The sequence below is a fragment of the Bradyrhizobium sp. BR14999 genome, from assembly GCF_056106085.1.
Window position 1 is genome coordinate 2739384 of sequence record NZ_CM148536.1, and the last position, 22454, is coordinate 2761837.

20 protein-coding genes and 1 pseudogene are annotated in these 22454 nt (G+C 57.9%); 15 read left to right on the plus strand and 6 right to left on the minus strand.

From position 1 onward, the window contains the following. The first annotated feature begins 1729 nt into the window (after positions 1-1729). The 6 genes from ACR9YP_RS12600 (at position 1730) to ACR9YP_RS12625 (ending at position 8292) form a co-directional block, all read left to right on the plus strand. Entirely contained in the window at positions 1730-1873 is a 144-nt protein-coding gene (locus ACR9YP_RS12600) for a hypothetical protein (protein WP_438101720.1), read from the plus strand. A gap of 716 nt (positions 1874-2589) precedes the next feature. Continuing rightward, entirely contained in the window at positions 2590-3675 is a 1086-nt protein-coding gene (locus tag ACR9YP_RS12605; protein ID WP_474221055.1) for an HlyD family secretion protein, read from the plus strand. Between the two features lie 31 nt (positions 3676-3706). Further along, a complete protein-coding gene (locus ACR9YP_RS12610; protein WP_474220003.1) occupies positions 3707-5863 on the plus strand; it encodes a peptidase domain-containing ABC transporter in 2157 nt (718 codons plus the stop codon). Between the two features lie 1181 nt (positions 5864-7044). Beyond that, entirely contained in the window at positions 7045-7431 is a 387-nt protein-coding gene (locus tag ACR9YP_RS12615; RefSeq protein ID WP_474220004.1) for a hypothetical protein, read from the plus strand. Between the two features lie 352 nt (positions 7432-7783). Beyond that, positions 7784-7987, plus strand: a complete 204-nt coding sequence (locus ACR9YP_RS12620; RefSeq protein ID WP_474220005.1) for a hypothetical protein — start codon at positions 7784-7786, stop codon at positions 7985-7987. A 194-nt stretch (positions 7988-8181) separates the two neighbouring features. Next, a complete protein-coding gene (locus ACR9YP_RS12625) occupies positions 8182-8292 on the plus strand; it encodes a DUF2934 domain-containing protein (protein ID WP_474220007.1) in 111 nt (36 codons plus the stop codon). Between the two features lie 882 nt (positions 8293-9174). On the opposite strand, the gene ACR9YP_RS12630 is transcribed toward ACR9YP_RS12625, so the two are convergent. Beyond that, a complete protein-coding gene (locus ACR9YP_RS12630; protein ID WP_474221223.1) occupies positions 9175-9459 on the minus strand; it encodes a hypothetical protein in 285 nt (94 codons plus the stop codon). Here ACR9YP_RS12630 and ACR9YP_RS12635 point away from each other — a divergent pair. After that, positions 9367-9558 (plus strand): helix-turn-helix domain-containing protein, encoded by a 192-nt coding sequence (locus tag ACR9YP_RS12635; protein WP_474221056.1) that lies wholly within the window; start codon positions 9367-9369, stop codon positions 9556-9558. The two genes, ACR9YP_RS12630 and ACR9YP_RS12635, sit on opposite strands and share 93 nt — an antisense overlap. A gap of 405 nt (positions 9559-9963) precedes the next feature. Here the strand turns inward: ACR9YP_RS12635 and ACR9YP_RS12640 are convergent, their stop codons facing one another. From ACR9YP_RS12640 to pdxR, 4 genes are all read right to left on the minus strand, one after another. Continuing rightward, on the minus strand, positions 9964-10203 hold the full coding sequence (locus ACR9YP_RS12640) for a hypothetical protein (RefSeq protein WP_474220008.1): 240 nt from the start codon (positions 10201-10203) through the stop codon (positions 9964-9966). A 438-nt stretch (positions 10204-10641) separates the two neighbouring features. Then, the gene (locus ACR9YP_RS12645; RefSeq protein ID WP_438101710.1) at positions 10642-11088 is read right to left on the minus strand and encodes a DMT family transporter; all 447 of its coding nucleotides are present in this window, start codon (positions 11086-11088) and stop codon (positions 10642-10644) included. 45 nt (positions 11089-11133) lie between these two features. Continuing rightward, positions 11134-11763: an FMN-binding negative transcriptional regulator gene (locus tag ACR9YP_RS12650; RefSeq protein ID WP_474220009.1), complete on the minus strand. Its 630-nt coding sequence runs from the start codon at positions 11761-11763 to the stop codon at positions 11134-11136. Between the two features lie 81 nt (positions 11764-11844). Further along, positions 11845-13326 carry a MocR-like pyridoxine biosynthesis transcription factor PdxR gene (gene pdxR, locus ACR9YP_RS12655; RefSeq protein ID WP_474221057.1) on the minus strand — a complete coding sequence of 494 codons (1482 nt, stop codon included), beginning with the start codon at positions 13324-13326 and terminating at the stop codon, positions 11845-11847. A gap of 380 nt (positions 13327-13706) precedes the next feature. Between pdxR and ACR9YP_RS12660 the strand changes: the two are divergent. Then, positions 13707-13923, plus strand: a pseudogene (locus ACR9YP_RS12660) (ATP-dependent DNA ligase); the annotation flags it as partial. 663 nt (positions 13924-14586) lie between these two features. Continuing rightward, complete coding sequence (locus ACR9YP_RS12665) at positions 14587-14910, plus strand: hypothetical protein (protein ID WP_474220010.1); 324 nt, start codon at positions 14587-14589, stop codon at positions 14908-14910. Positions 14911-16655: 1745 nt separating this feature from the next. On the opposite strand, the gene ACR9YP_RS12670 is transcribed toward ACR9YP_RS12665, so the two are convergent. Beyond that, complete coding sequence (locus ACR9YP_RS12670) at positions 16656-17024, minus strand: hypothetical protein (protein WP_474220011.1); 369 nt, start codon at positions 17022-17024, stop codon at positions 16656-16658. A 104-nt stretch (positions 17025-17128) separates the two neighbouring features. On the opposite strand from ACR9YP_RS12670, the gene ACR9YP_RS12675 reads away from it, so the two are divergent. The 6 genes from ACR9YP_RS12675 to ACR9YP_RS12700 all read left to right on the plus strand — a co-directional run bounded on the left by ACR9YP_RS12675 (position 17129) and on the right by ACR9YP_RS12700 (position 22410). Then, positions 17129-17548: a P63C domain-containing protein gene (locus ACR9YP_RS12675; protein ID WP_474221058.1), complete on the plus strand. Its 420-nt coding sequence runs from the start codon at positions 17129-17131 to the stop codon at positions 17546-17548. A gap of 978 nt (positions 17549-18526) precedes the next feature. Next, positions 18527-18631, plus strand: coding sequence for a pyrroloquinoline quinone precursor peptide PqqA (gene pqqA, locus ACR9YP_RS12680; RefSeq protein WP_474220012.1), 105 nt, complete (start codon positions 18527-18529; stop codon positions 18629-18631). Between the two features lie 91 nt (positions 18632-18722). Further along, positions 18723-19514, plus strand: coding sequence for a bacterial ammonia monooxygenase, subunit AmoC (amoC, locus tag ACR9YP_RS12685; protein WP_474220014.1), 792 nt, complete (start codon positions 18723-18725; stop codon positions 19512-19514). A gap of 125 nt (positions 19515-19639) precedes the next feature. Next, positions 19640-20497, plus strand: coding sequence for a bacterial ammonia monooxygenase, subunit AmoA (gene amoA, locus ACR9YP_RS12690; RefSeq protein WP_474220015.1), 858 nt, complete (start codon positions 19640-19642; stop codon positions 20495-20497). A 27-nt stretch (positions 20498-20524) separates the two neighbouring features. Then, positions 20525-21847: a bacterial ammonia monooxygenase, subunit AmoB gene (gene amoB / locus ACR9YP_RS12695; RefSeq protein WP_474220016.1), complete on the plus strand. Its 1323-nt coding sequence runs from the start codon at positions 20525-20527 to the stop codon at positions 21845-21847. A 95-nt stretch (positions 21848-21942) separates the two neighbouring features. Continuing rightward, on the plus strand, positions 21943-22410 hold the full coding sequence (locus ACR9YP_RS12700; protein ID WP_474220017.1) for a hypothetical protein: 468 nt from the start codon (positions 21943-21945) through the stop codon (positions 22408-22410). The last annotated feature ends 44 nt before the right edge of the window (positions 22411-22454 follow it).

Here is a 22454-nt window from a genome sequence, read left to right on the forward strand (position 1 = left end):
GAGACCGGTCGCGGTCAGTCCCAGGAAACCACTGGAGACAAGATCATGATTGCGCATGAATGCCCGCGATTTTACGGCGGAATAGAGATCAAAAATCGCTGCCTAGCAGCCGTTCGTCCGCTCGACACATAAATTATTATTTGAATCTGATGCACAATTTCCGCCGTCATCAGAAAAGAATGCTCTTTTCCAGCAAGAATAGCGGATGCTTCGCAGTCTTGCGGCGAAAGCCAGTAAGATAAGTTGAGAACTCTATCCGGCATTGAAAAGGTGCTCGCTGCGGCCGGCGACCGTGATTCAGTGGCTCCGATGAGATTCGGAGATGGTGCGTGTGGAGGCGACAATCGAACGGGCGGGCTAGGCTGGTGTGCCGGCAGGGCCAACTGACTCAGAAGCGCTTAGATGATATTCACAGCATGAAGATTGATGATGCAGCCGCCCGGCTCTAAGCGTTCGACGCTATATCGATTATAGCCTCGACGGATCAGTTGATGGGCCTTCGCCCAATGACGTCTGACAATTGTAGCGTCAGCCGGAAATTGTCCCTTGCAGTCCCGTTTGCGTGAACGCCTCTACTCCGACCTCACAACGAAGCGATTATAGCAAGTGGTGCGGGGGCCATAGGTTTCCGGCAGGTTTCCTCCGATGCCCCCGGTTTGAGAGCTTGAATCGCGTTCAAACCGTTGTCTTCAACCGGTAAAGACCGGCCAATCGGCATCAGAGTATCTCCAATTGGACAGCCGTTGAAGTCCGTCGCCGCCCCAGAGATGCCACCGCTTAGCACGTCGAGGCCGTTGAGTGCCGCACAAACCTGCTTCGGCGATGCGTCAATTGCCGCATTATCGACGGCTCCACCGCGCTCCTTTGTCCATCACCAGATTGAAGGAACGCACGTCCATAACACTGTCCGCTGTTGCTATGATGGAATCCGCTGTTCCGCGCCAGGTGCCGCGGATCCATTTCCCCTCCTTGCCGCTCCCCGACCTATCTTGTGTTGCCTCCTGTTGTCGGTTTTGTCGCATCCGAGACGTGGTATGGCTGGCGTGCCCGGCGCTCTCAGCTAAGCCACTGAATAAAAAAGCAGAGCGGTCTTTCTGTGATTTCCTGCGGAGTTGGCCCGACTTTTGAATTTATCTCTTTCTCAGCGGCAGGAGCTGCCGGCCAGTCATTCATCACTGACTGATCCTCTAAAGGAAGTGACAATGAAAATCGATATGTCAGCCTATGGTCTAACCGAATTAACGCATGAGGAAGCATCCGCAACTTCAGGAGGGATGTTTTGGGGAGTAGCTCTCGGAGTGTTTGGGCTAGTAGCCCTAGCAGCCGCGGGCATAGCGGAAGTGGTATTAGCTATTAAGCGTCGTTAGAACATAAATGGCGCAGGGCGCGTTCGCCCAGAGAGCGCGAACGCGGACGGCAAATATGTTCAATCGCTGTGACGTCGCGGATCGCACCTCGTTCATTGAGCTGAACTTGCACGATCTGTTCGTTGCTGCTCTCGACTTGCATTGCGTTGTCTCGATTGCCGGCTTTGTCACATCCAGGACGGCACGATGTTTCGACTAGCATGGCGCCGTGCTGACAGTTAGACCGTTGAATAGTCAACAGAATGACTTTTCTCGAGCGCTGCTGTGCAATTGGCACGATTTTTGAGTTTCTTCCTTCGCACAACGTCAGCGGCTCCCGACCGGTATGCTGACTGATCTACGCATTTGAAAAGGAGACGACAATGAAGATCGATGTGTCAGCTTATGGTGTAACCGAACTAACTCCTGAAGAAGCATCCGCAACTTCGGGAGGGTGGTTCTGGGCGATTGCGGGAGTTTTGGCCGGGCTAGCGGCAGCCATTGCAGCTGGATTATTCCTCCCTTGATCCGCATACGAAACCAGGAAGGTTGAATGTGGTCGGGGCCATCGCGGGATGACGCCAAGCGGGCTTGGACCGGAAGTCTACAAACGGGTCTTGGTCGGTTCGGGTTCTAGCCCCTACCGACCGAACCGATCGTATATCGCTACGAGATCTTAAACTTGCTCGAGACGTTTCAGCTGGACGTCGAGCACTCCTGGTGTCGGATTTGTCGCGTCCGCGACACGGTTATGTTCAGCCGGCGCACCGCGGGCCCACAGTCATCGTCAAAAAATACCGAACGGTTCTTCTGGAGCTCCTCCTGCGGTGGCACGATTCTTGAGTTACTTCCTTTTGCCGCGGCAGGAGCTGCGGAGCGTCAGTCGCTGACTAATGACTTAAAGGTGGAGACAACAATGAAGACCGATATGTCAGCCTATGGTGTGACCGAGCTAACTTCTGAAGAAGCGTCCGCAACTTCGGGAGGGGTGTTTTGGGCAATCGCTTTCGCAATTGTGGGGGTAGTAGGCCTTGCAGTTGCAGCTATAGGGGGAGCGGCCGCAAACCCGCGCCATTAGAACGTAGGCGGCGGAAATTCTCTATTCTCGGCAGATTAGCAGTTTCCATGGAAACTGCTGATCGTCGTCAGGAAATGAACTTGTTGTATGAGCGATGTCTTACTTCCGGCTGAAATTGTCAGCTACACTGCGGAGAGCATCCTCTCCCGAAGGTCAGGACGATCTCTGCTCATCTACAAGGTCATTTTGATTTCTGTGGTCGCGGCATTGTCGGCGCTGCCACTCATCACCATAACGGTCTCTGTTCAAAGTGCCGGCGCCATTCGGCCCACCATCGAGAAGACACCCCTGATCGCGCCCGTCTCAGGGCGCATCTCGCGTATCCTTGCCGTTGAGAACGATGTTGTTGCCCAGGGGCAAGAGATCCTCACCCTCGATGATCAGGTGGTTGAGGAGAAGCTTGGGGCAGTTACAGGCGAAATTCGCGCCAAGGGCGATCTGGCCCGTGACCTCGAGACCCTGATCTCCTCGGGAACAGAGGCCAAGGACCCGATCCACCTGCTGACCGAGTCTGCCACGGCCGAGCGGCTGCATTTTCTGAACCTGCTGCGGGAGAACGAATATGCCCGCAGTAACGCCGCGGCAGAACTCGAGCGCGCCAAGCGGCTGCTCGCTGTTGCTGCAGCGCCCGCAAAGGCGGTCGACGACAGGGCGTTCGCGCTGCAGAGCATTGAGGTCAAAGGCGAGATCCTTGCTCGGCGCAAAACCGCCGAATGGAACCAGCAGCTCTTCGACACGAACCTACGCTTAAAGGACCTCATAGCCCGCTTGCATCAGCTCGAAAACGAACGAGATCTCACCCGCATTCGAGCTCCCGTGTCCGGGGCTCTAGAGCAATTCTCCGGCCTCACCGCCGGTGGCTACGTCCAGGCGGGACAAACTGTCGCTCGCGTGTCGCCGGATGGCGAACTGGTGGCGGAGATCTACGTCTCCCCCAACGACATCGGCTTTGTGCGAACCGGCCAGTCAGTACGGCTCCAGGTGGATGCCTTCAACTACAATCAATGGGGTGTTCTAGAGGCGACAGTGCTCGACGTGGCCCAGGACTTCACCCTCCATGATAGGAACCCGATCTTTAAGGTCCGCTGCGCGCTCTCTGGCAGTTACCTCACGCTCAAGAACGGGGTCATCGGTAAGTTGAAAAAAGGCATGACGGTCCGAGCCCGCTTCCTCGTGGCCGAGCGCAGTCTCTTTCAACTCCTCTACAATGAGCTCGACGATTGGCTCAATCCGCTCCTTGTGGCCCGCTAGTTGTTTCGTTTCCAAATAGCCCGGGCGCTCTATGTCGAGCAAAGTCATCAAATTCAAGCAGCGCGATATCACAGATTGCGGGGCCGCCAGTCTTGCTTCTGTCGCAGCCTTCTATGGTTACAAGTTGCCCTTGTCGCGCATCCGCCAGTATGCCTCGACAGACCGCTCCGGCACCACGGTGTCTGGCCTCACGCAAGCGGCTCAAAAACTAGGGTTCATCGCCAAGGGGGTAAAGGGTGGGTTCGATAGCCTGTACAAGATTCCCAAGCCCGCCATCGCGCACGTCATCGTCAAGGAGACACTGCACCACTTCGTCGTCATCCAGGCCGTCGATGCGAGGTGGGTCGTCATCATGGACCCGGCCTATGGCGAAATCCGCAAGCTGTCGCATCAGGAATTCAAGACGCAATGGACCGGCGTCCTGGTGCTCCTGGTTCCGGCAGGCACCTTCGAGCGACGCGACGAAACCACCTTACCCCTCGCCCGTTTTGCCCGTCTGCTTGCTCCACACAGAGAGGTGATGGTGCAGGCTCTCGTCGGGGCATTGGTGACGACGATCCTCGGCCTCTCCACGGCCATCTACGTTCAGAAGATCGTCGATCATGTGATCACAGCGGGCAACCGCAACTTGCTGAACCTGATGAGCGTCGCCATGCTGCTGATCCTGGTGCCACAGATCCTGATCGATCTGCTCAGACACCAGCTCACGCTGCAAACGGGTCAGAAGATCGATGTTCACTTGATCCTCGGCTACTACAATCACATCCTAAGCCTGCCCCAAAAGTTCTTCGACGGAATGCGCATGGGCGAGATCGTCTCCCGCATGAATGACGCGGTGAAGATCAGGAGCTTCCTGAACGACGTCTCAATCACCATGTTCGTCAATCTGCTTGTCATACTGTTCTCATTGGGGCTGATGTTTGTGTATTCGTGGAAGATCGCCTTGGCCGTGGCGACCTCTATCCCACTATACTTACTGGTCTATTGGACCATCAACCGGCTGAACAGGAAGCGCCAGCGGGCCATTATGGAAAATGCCGCCGACCTGGAGGCGCAATTGGTTGAATCACTCGGAGCGGTGTCCACGATCAAGACGTTCGGTATAGAGAGCCTGGCCAATCTTAAGATGGAGACCCGCTTCATCAAGACGCTGCATTCCGTCTACAGCTCCGGCCTCATCTCAGTCTTCGGAGACAATGCCTCGACCTTCCTCTCGAGCCTATTCACCATCGTGCTGATGTGGTTCGGTACGACGCTTGCCCTCGATCAGACCATCACGCCTGGCGAACTACTGTCCTGCTACACGTTGCTTGGCTATATTACCCGGCCGATTGCCAACCTGATCGAAACCAATCGGATCGTTCAGGATGCGTTTATCGCGGCGGATCGCCTGTTCGAGATCTTCGATCTGGAACCGGCAAGCGGTGGTGGCATTGATGCCACCAAGTCCGACCTTGGCGATATCTGCCTGGAGAACGTCACGTTTCGCCATGGCGCGCAGCCGAACCTTTTCCAGGATCTCAGCGTCACTTTCGGCCGAGGCGAGATGACGGCCGTGGTGGGGGAAAGCGGCTCAGGCAAGAGCTCCCTTGTGGCGCTACTACAGAACGTTTATCCGCTCGAGGGTGGACGCATCCGGATCGGGCCCTATGACGTCCAGGACTTCTCGACCGTATCCCTGTGCAGGGTTATTGCTGCGGTACCGCAATCGATCGACGTGTTCTCGGGCTCGCTGATCGAGAACATCGCTCTTGGCGAGTTCGAGCCTGACATCGAGAAGATACTGCAAATCTGCGATCAACTTGGGCTGTGCGAGTTGATCAAGCGCTGGCCCGGCGGTTTCCAGGCCTATCTGGGCGAGAGCGGCATACGCCTCTCCGGCGGCGAGAAGCAGCGCCTCGCGTTGGCTCGGGCTTTGTATCGCGATCCGAAGATCCTGATTTTGGACGAGGCGACATCCTCTCTCGACTCGGCTGCCGAGGCATCCGTCGTGCGGCTGATTGACGATCTGCGTCGGGCCGGCAAGATCATCATCGTCATCTCCCATCGTCTCAGTACCATTTGTGGAGCCGACAAGATCGTCGTCTTGGACAAGGGACGGGTTGTTGCGCAAGGAAGGCACGCTGATCTGCTGAGAGTCGAAGGCGCCTACACTCGTTTGTGGCGAGCGCAAACCGGAGTCAGCTAACAGTTCGGGTGAGGGGCATCGCAGAGTGTTGTCGAGATCTTGCGATAAACCGAACGCGCTGACGGCGCCGCTCCGGATCGTGACCTCTGTTGTTGTGAGATTCGCTACGCTGGCCGCGCCTGCGCTTCTTCTGCTCTCGTACAGCTCCAATTATGGTCATGGCTGCCTCCGGACCAGACAAATGCAAGTGGCCGCTTGGTCAGCTTCTCGTCAGGTGGATGCGGCATACGCGACGTACTGATGCTCGTGGAAGAGGCGACCAGTATCGGCGAGCTGGTCGTCGCCTGCGCACTGGCACGAGCTTCGGCGGCACGCGGTGCATGCTCCACTGCGAGGCACCGCGTGCCGATTTTCACCGTTGTGGCGGCACGGCCTCTCGAAATTGCAGGACGGTCGTACCGTTGGCGTTGTAGCGCGAGCGCCGCTTATCGAGCGGGCGAAACTCAGCAAGGCAACGAACCTCACGCGCTCGCGGCCGGCCGAAGCGTTGCGTCTCGTGGTGCTTGCGCCACGCCGCTGCCTCGCTCTCACCGACCTCGTCTTTGTCCGGCGCATCTTGTCTTGGATGAGCGCCGCACGCCGCCGGCTGTGGCTCTTTGTTCGGTCAGTTCTTCGACCACGATCAGGACGAGACTTGACCTGCTCGTGCGTGATCCCGGCGAGGCGCCGGGCCTCTTCTTTGAGATCGAGGAGCCGGGGCTTCGTCGCTAAGACGCAGATCAGACATGGCGGTGAGCGGTGATGTCTATGGGCGCACAGTCGCAACGTGCTCAGTCAACGGTGCCGATCTTGCGGAGTGGCTTGTGCGGGGTGGGCTCGCGCTCGATTGGCCTCGCTACTCCAAAGGCAATACGACAGCGCGCAACGCGAAGCCGAACACGCGGGGCGCGGCATGTGGGCGGGGAGTTACGCCGCGCCCTGGCACTATCGGGCGTGCATCAATCAGGACGGCAAGCCGGAAGGCTGTTCGGACGACGCGAACACCCATTCCTGATGAGGGCGAGCAATCCTTGCAGCTCACGTGGAGGTCCGTAAATATCCTTGCAACTAAGCGGGTGCCTCCAGGATGAATGACAGCGAGGCGCGGGACCTGGTGCTCAAGCGGTTTTACGACCTGCGGGAAACGAAGGGCCATCTTGAATTGGCCGACTTCGCTGATCTTGAGTTAGCATCTCGCGACCTTGGCAAAGCGCAACTTGCTGGACAAGGGTCTGATAGATTGGAACCCCCGCAAACCGTCAACGACGAGCGGTATAGAGTATGTGGTCATACACGCGAGAATCACCGGCGAAGGGACAGACGTAATTGAGGGACGCGCAATACCGCCAACAGCAATTACGCTCGACGCAAGCATCAACATCCACGGCTCGCAGGGCGTGCAAGTTGGGGGCCAAGGGAACATTCAGAACGTCAGTGTGAATCTCGAAAGGTTGAACAACTATATTGACAGTTCGAACGCGAGCACGGTCGAGCAGGAAAAGGCAAAGAGCTTGCTGAAGCAGGTCTGGGAAAACCCGCTAGTAAAGGGCGCGTTTGAGTGGGGCCTCAAGCATTTTGGAGGCGGCTAGCCACACGGCGATGGGTGGTTGAATTCTTCGGGGCTAAGGGCCCCGACCTATTTGAGACCACTCAGTTGGCGGCCTCTTGTTTATCCGCGAGTGCCACTGAACCTTGGCCTAAGCTGTTCAGACTAATCCGTGCCGGAATTTTGCAATCACCTTCCCGGGGGCTGGACAGCGCCGCCTGCACTTATTTCGAGCGTTGGCGTTGCTGTTTCGCTGTCATAGACCCGTAATCAACCCGTCGTAGATTGCCGGTTTCCGGCAAATTGCTGCTCGACCGAACGAGAAGATCGGCCTGCTCATATTGCGCGGGCGACCTTTTGAGCTGTGAATTGTTCAGTATTCGGGTATTCGGCACATGGCGTACGACACACCTACGGTGCAGTTGCTCCGCACCATTCTCGATGAAGTGCTCGCGAGCCCGGCCTTCACCCGTCAGCAACATCGTTCTGCGGTGGAGGTCGCGGAGCGCATTCTATGGCTTGCTTCGCAAGGCGAGCGGGAGCCAGCGGCGATCAAAGAGCATGTAATGAACGAGTTGTTGGCATGGGCTGCCGCGTAACCGCTTGGCCGCTTGGCTAGGAACGGTTCAGGCCGCCTCTTGAGTGAGGGTGGCTCTCGCGCGTGGCGCACCTTCGGGAATCTGGAACCCCTCAAAATCAGTCGAGTTACTTCCGCAATTAGCATTGCGCTCGATGAGAGAAACACCATGCCCCAAACAGACTCAGACAAGATACGCGCCCGCGCATACAGACTTTGGGAGCCGGGAAGCCTGAAGGTCGGATAGACGACTTTTGGTACGAAGCGGAGCAACAGTTGAAGGAAGAGAGAGTCCGCCACGAGCTTAAGACGCCAGACACTCTCTGACGCCCCGTCCATCCCGAGTGCGTTGATGGACTACCTACCCGAACTTCAGCGACTTGAGCATCCGCTCGAATTGGCTCATCGGGCTGTCCTGCTCGAAGCATTCGCCCGGGAGATCAGCGATAGGCTTCGCAGACTGAAAGCGGCAAGGTCACCGGGACGGCGAAACGCAAAATGTTCCCCCTTTGAAGTATAATTGATGCGCGATTGAAACGCGCACCGCCGCTCGTTGGTTTAGAGGGTAATCGAAACCGCTCTCGGAGATCCCCATGAGCGACGAGGATATGGTCGTCCTGGCCGGATTGGCTGGCTTAGCCTGGTGGACATACGTCTTTCTGCCTCTGGTCTATTTTTATACCTGAAGGACGGATTGTTTGGTGGACGTTGTGAATGCCTAGCTCTTTCGGCGCGAACTCTTCTTCGCAGTGATCGCAGCGGGCGGTTTCGTGCATGCTGCATTGCCTACGTGCGAGGTGACGCGGCGAGCGGACAGGCTGGATGCTACGCACCCATTTAGTACCCGGCTGGGCGGGCCAACCTGTCAGGCTCGTTCAGACAGTGCGAATCGTGCGAGGGAGCCCGGCTCCTATGTGCGTGGAGATTGCGACGCGTTCGTGGCACTCGTTCTAATTGGCCTGTTCGCTTCTGGACGAAAATGTGTAGGGCCGTACGTGCTTGCCCGGGAAATCTGTTACCCCCGTGTTACCCGGAGGCTCAAAACGGTCTACGACACGTGATCAGTATTGAGGCGATTTTCTAAGTTATTTGGTGAGCGCGCTGGGGCTCGAACCCAGGCCCCCGTGATTAAAAGTCATGTGCCAACGCATTCTTGGTAGGGGTGGGCGAAGCATGACTGCGGCGTCTCAGTCGCAACCAGCGCTTCCTTCAACCGACAAAGTCGCCAGCTTCCGCAAAGGCAGCTAACTGTGTTGCTAATAGTGGGGTTATAACCAGTGGTTTGACCGAGCGAATGGCATGCTTTGCCGCATGAAAACTGGTGCACTTGTGGCCTGCAACGTGCGTCGGATCCGTCTGAAACGCGGTATTTCGCAAGAGAAATTGGCTTACGATACCGGGATTGACTGCTCCTACATCGCCGGTCTTGAGCGGCAATCGAAAAGCCCGACGATTGATCTTCTCGACCGCATCGCCGAAAGGCTGGGCGTTCATGTGTCCGAATTCTTTGTTCGGCCATCGAAACGTGCAGGGACTCCCAAGACCTTGCCTAAAGGGCGCAAACCACCCCGTCCGCATCGTAGGAAGGAATAGCTATCATGCGTCGATGGGAGAGAGCGAAGTGTCGTTTGCTCCCGCTGGCAATCGCCACTGCTGTTGGCTCCGTTGATGACGGCCAACGACGAGGCACTAATGGTCCCAGTGATGCCGATGCCGGGGAGGATGAAGTTGCCCGCAGTGTTCATGTAGCCAGTGGTGGTGCCGCCAGTGGTGAAACTTTACATGGCCGGTGGTGTTGGCGGTGACCTTGGTGGTGCCGGAAGCCATGCGGGGCTGGACGGATGAGGCGTGGACTGCGGCCGTAGGCGAGGCCGAAGGGCGGCACCGCGCGTGCGCTATACTACCATTTCCACGTATCGGGGCTCGTGGCAGTAACAAGCACCCCGATTCCGTAGCCGCTGATGGTGACAACGGCATAGGTGTCCCCGTCGTAACAGTTCAGCTGGTACTCCCTGAATCGTTCTGACCAGCGCCAATAATCCCGGGTACCACTGGACGGGAAAAACTGCTTTCGCGGCCAACCCCTGCCAGGCTCAAGCCCGTTGACGTCGAGCTTGATCTCGTTTCCGCCACTCCTCCGTGGCCCTTCAGCTTTTCATTGGTCAGATTCACCAGGAACAATTCGTGCCGTCCGCCGCCCTTCATTGCTCCCTTTTCGCCTTCTCTTTCCTTACTCATCACCGGCCCTCATGGCTCCCCTCGGCGCGAACGGCAGATTCGCCGGAGTCTGCTGACGTGATCCCGCCGTCTCAACTATCTGATCTGGTGGGCTGGCAGCCACATCCGGCCCGCAGTTCGCGGATACGGCACGCTGCCGTTCCCGCTTGCGCAGGGTTACCGGATCATGCGGCTGTGCAATCGCGCCTTGTACGAGGTCACCGACATACGACCTGATGGCGTTGCGCGTATCGAAGTGAAGGTCGTCCAACTCGGCACCGCAAAGGATGAGTTCTAAATGGCGATAGAGCGCATCCAATACGCCCCGCGACAGGGCGCAACGTATGAGCTGTCTCTCGATATCTTGGTCCCGGCGCTCGCAGGCGGCGACGACCCGCCAGCCGTAGAACGGAGCGGGCTTCGGTTTGCATGGAGCGTGCATTGCGCGAAACCGCTGTTCTACATGCGAACGAGAACGACACCACCGACAAGCATGGCGGCGCCGGCGACGCGGATCGCGCTCACCTCGTGGATCGGAACGCCCAGCAGACCGAAGTGGTCGAAGGCGATCGATCCAAGCATCTGGCCGGCGAATAGAAGCGCAAAGAAGGTGGCGGCGCCAAGCTTCGGGACGAGAAAGATCCCGAGGCCGATGAAGATCGCACCGAACAGGCCGCCGCTCCAGGCGAACCAGGATATCCGCGATGCCGCCGCGATCGTGGGTGGAGCTTCCTGCAGCAGCAAGGCCAGCGCCGCTATGCAGACCACGCCGAAGAGATAGCTCATGAATCCCGACCAGGCGGTGGAGGCCAGCCCGACGCGCAGATTGGCATTGGGGGCCTGCTGCACGACGAGACTGATCCCGGCCGCAATAGCTAAAGTCATTGAAAAGGCGAGTTTCAACATCTGATGCCCGAATTCTTGCGCTCGGCTTTCGACCATCGCACGTGTTTAGCCCCGCAGCGGGATCAGTGGCGCGACATCACGGTCCTGAGGATTATCACTTGCACCAAGCCCGGCGGAGACTCCGACACGATCGGCCTCAGGACGGTTTTGACTCATCTTGCGCTTACCCTCGAAGCGACTAACCGGGACCCGGAGCCCGACGATGCCGCGAAGTTGCGACGCGATGAAGTCGGCCGGCGCGTCCGAGACGGCCCACGGCTTGGCGCGGACCTCTTCGTGCTTCCGGGTCAGGCGCGTGACGACTTCCAGCAGGCGCTCCGGTTCATGGAAGAACTCGACCGGACCGTAGGCATGAACTGCGACGTAGTTCCAGGTCGGCACGACCTTTCCTGTCTCCTGTTTGGTCGCGTACCACGACGGCGTCACGTACGCCTCCGGTCCATTGAAGATCGCCAGCGCTTCGCCGATCGGTGGCAGTTTCCACTGGGGATTTGCTCTCGCGAGGTGCCCGTAAAGCGTACCGTGCTCGCCCTCGCTTTGGTCGAGGAAAAGCGGCAGAGGCGTCGCAACCGGCCCCTCAGCCGTCGCGGTGACCAGGTTGACCAGACGGGCATTCCGGATGGTGGTCCGGATGCTTTCGATGTCGTCGTCCTTGAAGGCGGGGGGTACGTACATGGCTCATCTCCGTTCGGCCCGGAGATAGGGCAAATCTGGTCTGTGCAGAACGAACAGTTTTGTACGATTTTGCTAGTCCAGTTATTGCTCCCGGATTTCGTCGATCGCGGCGGCGAGAAGCCTGCAGCCCTTGTCGATTTGCCACGTCTCCAGAGCCGAGTAGCCCATGATCAAGCCGACTGCGTCCGGACGCGCGCGGCCTTGCCGCCTTCGGTCGAACAGCGCAGATATCGGATAGATACCGACGCCCTTGGACCGGGCCGTTCGGACCAGCGCCTCTTCCGATCGCTGTGGCAGATCGTCGAACCAGGCGACTAGGTGCAGGCCGGCCGCTGCGCCCTCGATCCTGACCCGGTCCCCGAACCGCCGGCGCAACATATCGAGCAAAGTTTGGCGTCGCTCGGCATTCCGTCGCCGGACGCGCCGCATGTGGCTGTCATAGGCGCCGCTCTCCAGCATGGACGCCAGCGCCTCCTGCTCGGCGAGCGGCGTGTGGCGGTCCATGATTTGCTTGGCCGCGGCGAAGGCCGAGACGAGTGCGAGCGGAACGACCATGTATCCGATCCGCATTGTCGGCGAGAGCGTCTTGGAGACAGTTCCGAGATAGACGACGTTGTGGCCGCCTTCGAGGGCGTGCAGCGGCGGCACGGGCTTCGTATCGTACCTGTATTCGCTGTCGTAGTCGTCTTCAATCACGCAGGCGTCACGCTGCCGGGCCCATGCCAAGAGTTCGTGCCGTCGCGCGATCGGCAAAACGCCGCCGAGCGGGTACTGGTGCGATGGCGTGACGTAGGCGAGCCGCGCGTCGATGCCGGCGAGCCGGGCAGTCTGGAGACCGTCTCTATCGACGGGAACGGGCACAGGGGCCGCACCGGTCGACGAGAATGTGTGCCTGGCCATCAGATATCCAGGATCTTCCATGACGAAGCGGTCGCCGGCATCGAGCAACAGTCGCGCGCAAAGGTCGAGACCCTGCTGCGATCCGTTGACGACGACGATCTGATCCACGCTGCATCGGACGCTCCTCGATCGCCAAAGAAATCCCTGCAGCGCGGTCCGAAGCCGCAACGCGCCGCTGGGATCGTCGTAGGCCAGTCGGGCCGGGCGTCGAGTAACGGCAGCAATGATGGCTTTCTTCCAGGCGAGAACCGGAAAATCGGCCGGCGAGAGGTCGCCATACCGGAAGTTCACGGCGGGATGGCCAGACGGCGCGGTCCACTTCGGCGGATCTTTCCGCAGTCGCTTTCCAAACTCCGAGAGGGGAACGACGTGCGTCGGTAGTGCATCCACAGCGCGCGATTTGCTGCCTCCTACCACGGACTTCGCGACCCGCGGGCGTGCGCCGTGGCGAACTTCGATGAAGCCCTCGGCGGCCAATTGTTCGTATGCCACCGTCACCGTCGATCTCGAGACGCCGAGTTCGCCGGCGAGAGATCTGGACGACGGCAGCACGCCATCAGACCCATATGTCCGCGCCAGTACCTGGTCTCGCAAGTCTTCGTAGATCCGGCGGGCACCTATGCCCCCAGTCTGGCGTCTCAGAGCGGATTTTATTTGGCCCATCCAAGCATCCGAAAAACTGAAAATCGTCCAGTCCAGTTTGGAGGTTGCACGAGCGGTTGCCAAGCCGCTGGGCGTTAATCGAGGCCACAAATTTCGGTCTCGAGGATGTCGTTGCCAGGAACTGCTGCAGATCCTCGCGAAGATTTTTGAGGAAGGCTGCCGCACCTTGCCCCGTATTCGACCTGGGCAAGCAGCTTCGGCTCGACCAGATGCCTTTGTGAGCGATGGGCTGCATCTTCCGGATGGGCGGCTTCACGCGCGTCTGCAAGTCGGCGGCGGAGGCCTTGTCGAAGCCGTGTTCGGCCTTCGCCAGCGTAGACGAGATCGTCACCCTTCCGCCCGCCGAGGCAGATGTCGTCCCATTTGCCTTCATCGAGCCGGAAATCAAGTTCGATGGCTACCCGCCCAGGTCCACCTGGCGAACGAAACCGTCATGGTCTTCATTCGCCGCGCCAACAATTGGACAGGCCGCTTCAAGAAGGTCTCCGATGACGCTTGGCGCGTCAAAGCGAGGTCGGTAATCCGCGATGGCGAGGGGTCGTCCCGGCGTCGGATGGGACGACGGACTTCTCGGTCCTGCAGAACGAGTTGATGGGAGGTCCAGACGCGCTGCGGGCAACGCGTTCGACGGACTTCGCGTCCACTGATCGCTTCTACTTGATCAGGGCAACCGCGACACGCGCACCAATCTGATAAGCAAGACCAGCTTGAGTACGCGCGGAGCACGGCGCGGTGCGGCGCGCCTGCGAGAGCGCGTCGCCGACCGTGTACGCGGTCGCGCCGCCCCTCGGGCGCGGCAACCGCGCGATGCCCGATGATTGCCTTCCATGCGGGCGTCCCTCCAGCAGGACGGCAACGGGGTTGTTGAGGAGTCCGCCCGCTCCCGTGCGCGACCGGGCCGATTGGCGCTGGCAGCGCGCCCGCTACATGACACTGGAAACCATCGCGCCCTTGAGCGATGATCCTGCCGTCAGCTTCCCGGCAATCGCCGGCTGACCTGTCCGGCCCATGCCGGCGAACATGGTGGCCCACCGACAGCTACACCACGCCCCGTCGAGCCGCTGAGCGTCACGACGGCGCATTGTCGGGGAAACCTATGCGCGCGGGCCTCTACCAGGGTCGGCACGCGCCGCGGGCGACCAACGCGTCGCGGTAGGCCGCCGAGGCGGCGCCCAATCGCTGACGGCTGCAGATCAAGCGCAGGCACGCGCCAACATCGGCGTCACGGGCGACGCGGCATGGACGACATGGGCACCGACAATGACGCCCGGCAGCGGCGCATTCACCACCGTTTCTGCGGCCGGTGGTTATCAGGTGATCGGGAAATTCGTTTACTTTTGCGTCACAATCACAATTACAGCCAAGGGCACCGCATCGGACACAATGTCGGTACCGTTGCCCACCGGTACGGCCAAACGCGCTGCAAGTGTTCTCGCAACCGAGACGGCGGTCATTGGCTGTATGGGTTTTGGTCGTATTGCCTCTGGCGGTAGTAGCGTAAGCGTCATTCTGAAATACGATAATACGACTTACATCGGCAACGGCCACGTCGTAACGATTACCGGATTCTATGAACAGAATTAGGCGGGCGGTTTACTATGAGCGATATGGGAGATACGGCCCCGGCTTCAGGGGGCGGTTGAGGGATGGGCCGGGGCCGCTCCGCCAGCTCGGGGTGGAGCCGGCAAGACTCAAGCGAGAGTGAGCAGTTTGGTTCCTGGCTCTAGCTGCGGGAAAAGTCTTCCGCGCGACTCGTCATTCGCTGCGGACCTAAAGCGGCCCCACGGGACCCCCACGGCCGCAAGCCTCTGAAGGCAGACACGATCCGCGCGTCACAAGGCATGCTCGATGCCCTCACAAACGGAGGAGTACGATCATGCCTGACGAAGACAGCCTCTCCACTAAAGCTCGTCGCACACCATTGCCCCTCGGCCATCAGCCGCCTCGGGCCAATGGAGTAAACCGCTCGCGCGGTAAATGCCGCGAAATGCTGGCGCTGACACCTTACTCACAAACCTCAAACACGGCCATGATCTGGGAACTTACGGAGATATGCCTCGGAGCATTGCTCGGCTCAATCACCGTCGTCGGGCTCATGTATTGTTGTCATGGGAATTGGCTTCGTCCTGTCCTTCTTTGATGGTGTGATGAAGCTGCCGCGCTAGAGTTCTAAGGCGCTCACTAGTTCAACATCGCTATAAGCGTCTACCCCAATTACCCTGACGACAACCCCCTTGGTCAAGAATACCAAATCACCGTACACTACACTTAAGTCGTCCGCAGTGATTTCCACCGATTCGTTATTACGCCGCGTTACCTTCCAAGTGTGTTGAACAACGCGATTCGTTGTTTTCCTTGCTTTCACCGTCTTCCTTGCTTTTGCCACGCTTAATCTCCTGCCGCCCTATACTGGCCTCATATGACGTTCTCTAAAGAACAGCAACAGCTTGCCCGCAAGTTATTCATCGAGGAACGCCGTCAGAAAGCCTGGGGGCTGCCTGCAACGCGGATTTTGTGTCGGGGCGCAGCAGGCCGACTTTGAAAAACTTCAAAAGGAAGACGCCGATCTCGAAGCACACATAACAGAACTCGACAGCGCCGTCGACTAACACACGAAAGACAACCGCGACAAGCGCAAGGCACTCCAAGAACGGCGCAACATCGTTGCAAAGCAGAGGAAGGCCTGCGAGAGGCCGCCCAGCAGCTCCAGCAGGGAATGCATCAGCTTTCCGCGAACGTCGAGAATGACCTCGCGCTCGCCAACCATGTCGAGATGTGGGAGTGGAAAGAAAGCAATGGACAACCGTAATTATTGACTGAAACGACCGCTCGTAAAATGGCCACCGCCACGGCAATCCTTCCAGGAACCGCATAGCTGTTTCGTAGACTCTCAAGCAACAGACCTCCTTTAAATTCCATCGCCGAGGTAGACGTGACCAACAACGACTTGGAGGACAGGTCAGGTTCGGGTTTTCGTCGAAGGTTTTCCGTTTCTCGCCGGCTTTTCCGTGGTCACAGGCTTCTCCGTCGTCGCTGGCTTCGTCGTCGTCGCAGGCTTCTCCGTCGTCACGGGTTTTTCCGGTTTTTCGGCCGTCGCACGGCGACCAAGCAGATCGAACTCGAACGGCTACGGATCGCGCTTGACGGTACGAAGACCACAGAGCAGCGCCAGTTTGAGTTTGACTGGTACAAGGCTCGTCTTGATTTCTGGAAATTCGTTCTCGGGAGTGTCGTAGCGGCTATAGCTATAGCGCCCATTCCGCCGCTGTTTCAGTACGGAACGGCCTATCTCGAACAAAGAAAAGGCGAGACCTTCCTACGTAACGAGGTCATTCGGCAATTCGTGTCGTCGGCACAGAGACATCGAAAACCGAATTCGCCTCGCACACTATTTTGCGCGTGTTGCTGACACACCGTTTCGCGAAGGTTGGGATGAATACCATCGGAATCTTGTCAAGACACGCGAGGACCTTCAAGAAGGGCATGAGCCGACTTGAGCTTTTTGTCTCCGGAAAGCTCTCAGGCCTTTCGTTTCCGAAGATCTGCTGGAGAGGGTTCGCAACCCGGTAAAGTTCAAGATCAACCGAGTTGTCGCCTACGGCTTTGATTCCGACACGCTGATCGACATCGCGGAGGCGGTGATCCGTGCTGATGGCGCCGGGGTCCTGCAGCGCCAGCAGTTTGCGATCGCTTTTCAATGCCGGCTGATCAACTCAAGTCTGACGAGAATCGGCCTTATCGCGCTGATCGATGAGGCGACAGGGTACAGTACAAGCGTGAGAGTGACGAGCTTCAACGCATCCTGGAAGCCTACGTTCTTCCGGAGCATCGCCCATGGACCACTGCAATTCCGCCCGACTTCATGAAGGAGCTTCATCGCGTGCATGGCTGGAAGCATACGTCGAATAACCGCGGCCCCCGCTATGCGGGAACACTGATCCGAAAGCTGATCTACGAGAAGATGCCGTCTCCCGTTTTGCCGGCTCTCGATGCGTGCAATCCCTCAAACGAGAAACATCGCCGCAAATACAAGCATCATCAATTCCTGACTGATAAGATCGGACTCGAGCACTTCAAGACTCAAGTCGTGAGCGTAATGACGCTTCTGCGTGCCTCGCCTGACAAGGCGACCTTTCAAATCTTGCTGGAACGTGTCTTCGGCAAGCAGCTAACCCTCGACCTTGGCGAGGAGAAGCAGACAAATTCCTCGAAAGCGGCGTGAGAGAAATGCAATGAGCGCGGATGCCGGCTCGTTCAGCAGCTTTAACTCGAAGGTACAATCATGACCAAGGAATATGGTACGTCCGTGCGATCCTCTACAGGAGGCGCTGCTCAGTCGGGCCCGAGCTTAATGGGGTAAGCTCGGGCAACCTCTGCGGATCGCTTGAGCAACGAGGGGCCTCGTCTTCTAACCTCGTAGCTGCTCTCGTCAGCTGCCCGACCATACTCACGCAGGCTCCGAAGCAGGTGCCGGCCCCGACCCCCGTCACCCACGCGCCCAAGACGTAATTGTCAGTGTCTCGCCGGGCGCCATGGAGCTTAGTGGTGCTTTGCCGGTGCTATTGCTCCTGTCCCGGGTAGCGCGTTCAAGTTAATGATCCTCTGCGGATTCCGACGAAAGAAGCGCGAGGCGAACCCGCTTTCTCGACACTTGCACATACCTCAATCAGCCTCGCCACAGCCGTCAAGGCTTGATTCGTACGTGGCGTGAGGTTGTAACCTGAGACCGAGCGCGCGGCCAATTTCCAAATTGAAGCCGGAGCTGGACGGGTTGTTTGAGATGAAAGCGGACGTCTTGCGTCTATACGGGCCAGGTTCAAACCCGACGTGCCGCACCGCTCTTTCAAAAGGAGGATGCTTAGCTCCGGGTCAGCTATGAAGATTTACCTCATCTAGGGAGAGTGATGTGGAGTCCAACTATAACGAATGGTTCAATACGGACGCTTGGATGCATCAATACGCTGCTTTGCAAGAGCAGCAGCGGGCGAGGCAAGAGTCGGATCATATTCCTGCGGATCGTCGGATTATCGCGCCAATCTCATCAGGGTGACGGCACAGCGCGCGGTGGCAGGGATGGCGTGATCATGGGTTTCTTTTCGCCGAGCACTTGCAGCGCACTCGGTGAGTTCTCCCCCACTGCGAGGACCTCGTGTCCTCGCGACTTTTTGCGCCGCATTCATCTAGCCAGGGGCAAATCGATATGAGCTGGAAAGCCCCAAAAATCGTCGAATTACCGGTCGGTCTCGAAATCAACATGTATGCGTGCGCCGTTCGCAAGGAGGTAGCCAGAAAGCTGGGAGCTTGAAGACAGATCCTATCCTTGCGGTCAACGATCGGAGTGAGCACTACCCTCGTAAACAACACCACACCTTAGGCAATCTCAAGGAGGAGACAAGATGTCGATCACGATGACTCATAACGCCAAGTCTGCCGCTGAGGACCGTACTCAGCCGTTGGCGAATTTCAAACTTGCAGCAGGAGCCACTCTGGCGGTGCTAGCGCTGATGGTGTTCTGGCGCATCTTTCAGCAGGTCTATGCTTGGAGTGCCGGCCTGGATTCGACTGAGCCCGCGTTCGATGCCGCCTGGATGACGTTGCTGAAGGTTGAGCTTAGCGTCATCCCTTTGCTCTGGGTGGTGACCTGGGCGTATCTATGGTTCACGCGAGACCGCAATCTTGGCGCGCTCAAACCGCGGGAAGAGCTCCGGCGTTACTTCAATCTGGTCCTGTTCATCTTCGTCTATGCCTTTTGCGTCTGGTTCGCTACCAGCTTCTTTGCCGAGCAGGACGCCTCATGGCATCAGGTTGTGGTCCGGGATACAAGCTTCACGCCGAGTCACATCGTGCTGTTCTACGGCACCATGCCACTCTACGTGCTGTTTGGCGTGGGATCATTTCTGTACGCGATGACGAGGCTGCCGAAGTTCGCAACGCAGATCTCAATTCCATTCGTGCTCGTGGTTGTAGGTCCGTTTCTAATATTGCCGAACTTGGGCTACAACGAGTGGGGTCATGCCTTCTTCCTGATGGAAGAGGTGTTCTCCTATCCCTTGCACTGGGGTTTTGTCGTGATGGGCTGGAGTGTGCTGGCCTTGGGTGGGCTCCTGATCCAGATCGCGATGCACATGCTTGAAGTGATCGGGCGGCTTTCCCAAGAGGACGAAGTTTCGGTCGCCACCCAGCGCTGAAACCGCTTATGAACCATTAATTGCTGACAGCCCGGCATGTGCAAAGCATGCCGCCTTGCAATCATGTCGGGCGTCGGTTTCCAGGAAGGTCGATCTCAACTCGGTAAAAGAATTAGGAGGAAGCAATGCAAGGAGGAACGTCTGTGAGACTGTATGGGCTCGAATGGCCTAAAGAGTCAGCAAGAATCTCAAGAGTGTTTGACCTTCTCGTCGCCGCCATCCTCTTTCTGGCCGTCTCCGGCGCATTCCACCTGCATTACATGCTGACCGCAGGGGACTGGGATATGTGGATCGATTGGAAAGACAGACAGTGGTGGGTCACCTTGACTCCAATTATGGCCATAACATTCCCTGCAGCTTTGCAGTATGTGTTTTGGACGAAATTTAGACTTCCAATCGCCGCTACATTTGCGGTCGTTTGTCTCCTGTGCGGTCAGTGGATAAATCGATATTTCGGTTTCCACCTGTGGTCGTACTTTCCGATGAGCGAGGTCATTCCAGCGCTGCTGATACCTGGCGCACTAGTTCTCGATGTCGCTCTTTTGCTGACCGGGAATTTTTTGTTCACGGCGATGTCCGGCGCCTTTGCATTCGCACTGCTTTTCTACCCGGCTAACTGGTTTTGGCTGGCGCCATATCGGCTACCCGTAGAAGTGATGGGGCAGCTTGTTTCCGTGGGCGATTACATCAGCTATGCCTTCACCCGCACCGCCCTGCCTGAGTATATCCGGCTGATAGAGCGGGGCACGCTTCGAACTTTTGGTGGCCACTCAGCCATTATCGCGTCCTTTTTCTCGGCGTTCGTATCCATACTGATGTATTTGGCGTGGTGGCATATCGGAATGCTCCTCGCTCGTGTGGTAACGACGCCAAACACCCTGAAAAATTTCATGGGGCTCACCGATAAGGATGAGCCAGCTGAGACAGCCCAAAAAGCCATAGACGGCACCAGCCTGCAAGGGCGCTTCGCCGCAGCCGAATGATCCTGCTGGGACTGTGGAGGACTCCAAATGAGAACATTCTGTTTCCGCAAAAGCTCATGCGTGCGTGTAATCTTATCGGCAGCGGCGGCGATCATGCAGATCGGAATACTGACCTTCGTCCCAGATGCTGCTCTGGCGCATGGTGAGCGCAATCAGGAGCCGTTTCTGCGGATGCGAACGGCTCATTTTTACGATGTGAAGTGGAGCACGAACGAAATTCCCGTGAACGGTGAAATCGTTGTCACCGGCAAGTTCCGACTCTTCCCGATCTGGCCAGTCAACCTACCCCTTCCCGAAGCGGCCTTTCTGGGAAACGGGACGCCGGGCCCGGTGCTAGCCCGAACCGAGAGCTACATTAATGGCGTCCCAGCAATTCAGTCCACCAAACTGGAGTTGAACCGGGACTACGAATTCAAAACAGTGCTCAAAGGACGAGTGCCAGGCCACCATCACGTCCATCCGATGATCAACGTGATGGGAGCCGGGCCGCTGCTCGGACCGGGAAACTGGCTGACGGTGACGGGGAACGAAAGCGACTTCAAGCTTCCAATCAAAACTCTCAGTGGCGAGACTATCGACAATCTCGAAACCTGGGGCCTTGGCAGGGTGTTCTTCTGGCATGGCTTGTGGGTTGCGATCGCCATCGTGTGGCTTGTCTGGTGGTTGCGCCGGCCGCTCCTGCTGCCTCGTTTTCGCGCGTTGACGGAAAAAGGCGGCGATCGATCTCAGCTCGTTACCAGCACCGATCGCCTATTTGGGGCCGGTTTGCTCGTGGCGACGATTCTCATCGTATTCTTCGGCTTTCAGGCGACCGACACCGCTTATCCAAGGACCGTGCCGCTGCAGGGGTCCCGTGCAACCGTCGAGCCCCTACCGGAAGTGCCTGAGCAGGTCAAAGTTGTGGTCAACAAGTCAAACTATGACGTCCCTGGCCGCTCGCTTCGTATGAACGTGACACTGACGAACAATGGGAGCACGTCAGCACAGCTTGGCGAGTTCTTAACTTCCAATCAGCGCTTCATCAACCATGAGGTTAGCCAGGCAATGGCGACGGTGGATCCGAATTACCCCAAGGAATTGCTTCCTCCGAATGGGCTTAAGGTGAGCGACAGCCGACCGCTCAAGCCGGGTGAAACGAAGACAGTCGATCTCGAAGCGGCCGACGCGGCATGGGAGACGGAGCGCTTGAGTAGCCTGATCAACGATCCGGACAACACTTTGGGAGGACTGTTGTTCTTCTATGACGAGCACGGCAAACGGACAATCTCAAACGTCAGCGGCCCCATGGTCCCTGTATTCACCGATCCCGATAACCGCACGGCTGAGAATCCGAAAGGAGATCCGGGTTGAACATCGTAAAAGCCGCAGTGCTTGGAATTCCATCTTTGCTCCTCATCCTAGACTGCGGTGGGGCGCGGCCAGCGATTGCACACGGGGGAGTATCGATGGAGAAAGACGTGTGCAAGCTTCGCGCTGGGCCCTATATGATGCATTTTACCGGATACCAGCCGGCCAAGCAGGGGAATCAGGAATTTTGCGAGGACATTCCGGAAATCGGCCGCACGGTCATCGTCTTGGATGCCGTCGGCGATGTGCTACGTGATCTGCCCATCGAGGTGAGGTTGTTGCGAGACGCCGGCAACGACGTAGACAGCGAGGCCGTCCTTCGAATCCCGCCAAAACAATATCCGACAGGCTCACTATCGTTTCAGTACACGTTCCCCGAATCCGGGCGCTTTGTGGGCCTCGTGACAGTCGGCGACGGACCGAAATACGTATCGAGATTTCCGTTTTCGGTTGGTTACGGCAACGGGATTTGGGTCCGATATAGGGCCAGTTTCGCAATCGTTCTAGGAACGCTGGCAGCCGGGGCCGCCCTGTTTTGGTACTCCACGTTGCGCAAGGAAAGCTAGGCTAGCACTTTGTCGGCCGCTGTCCGGCAATAAGGGTCACACTC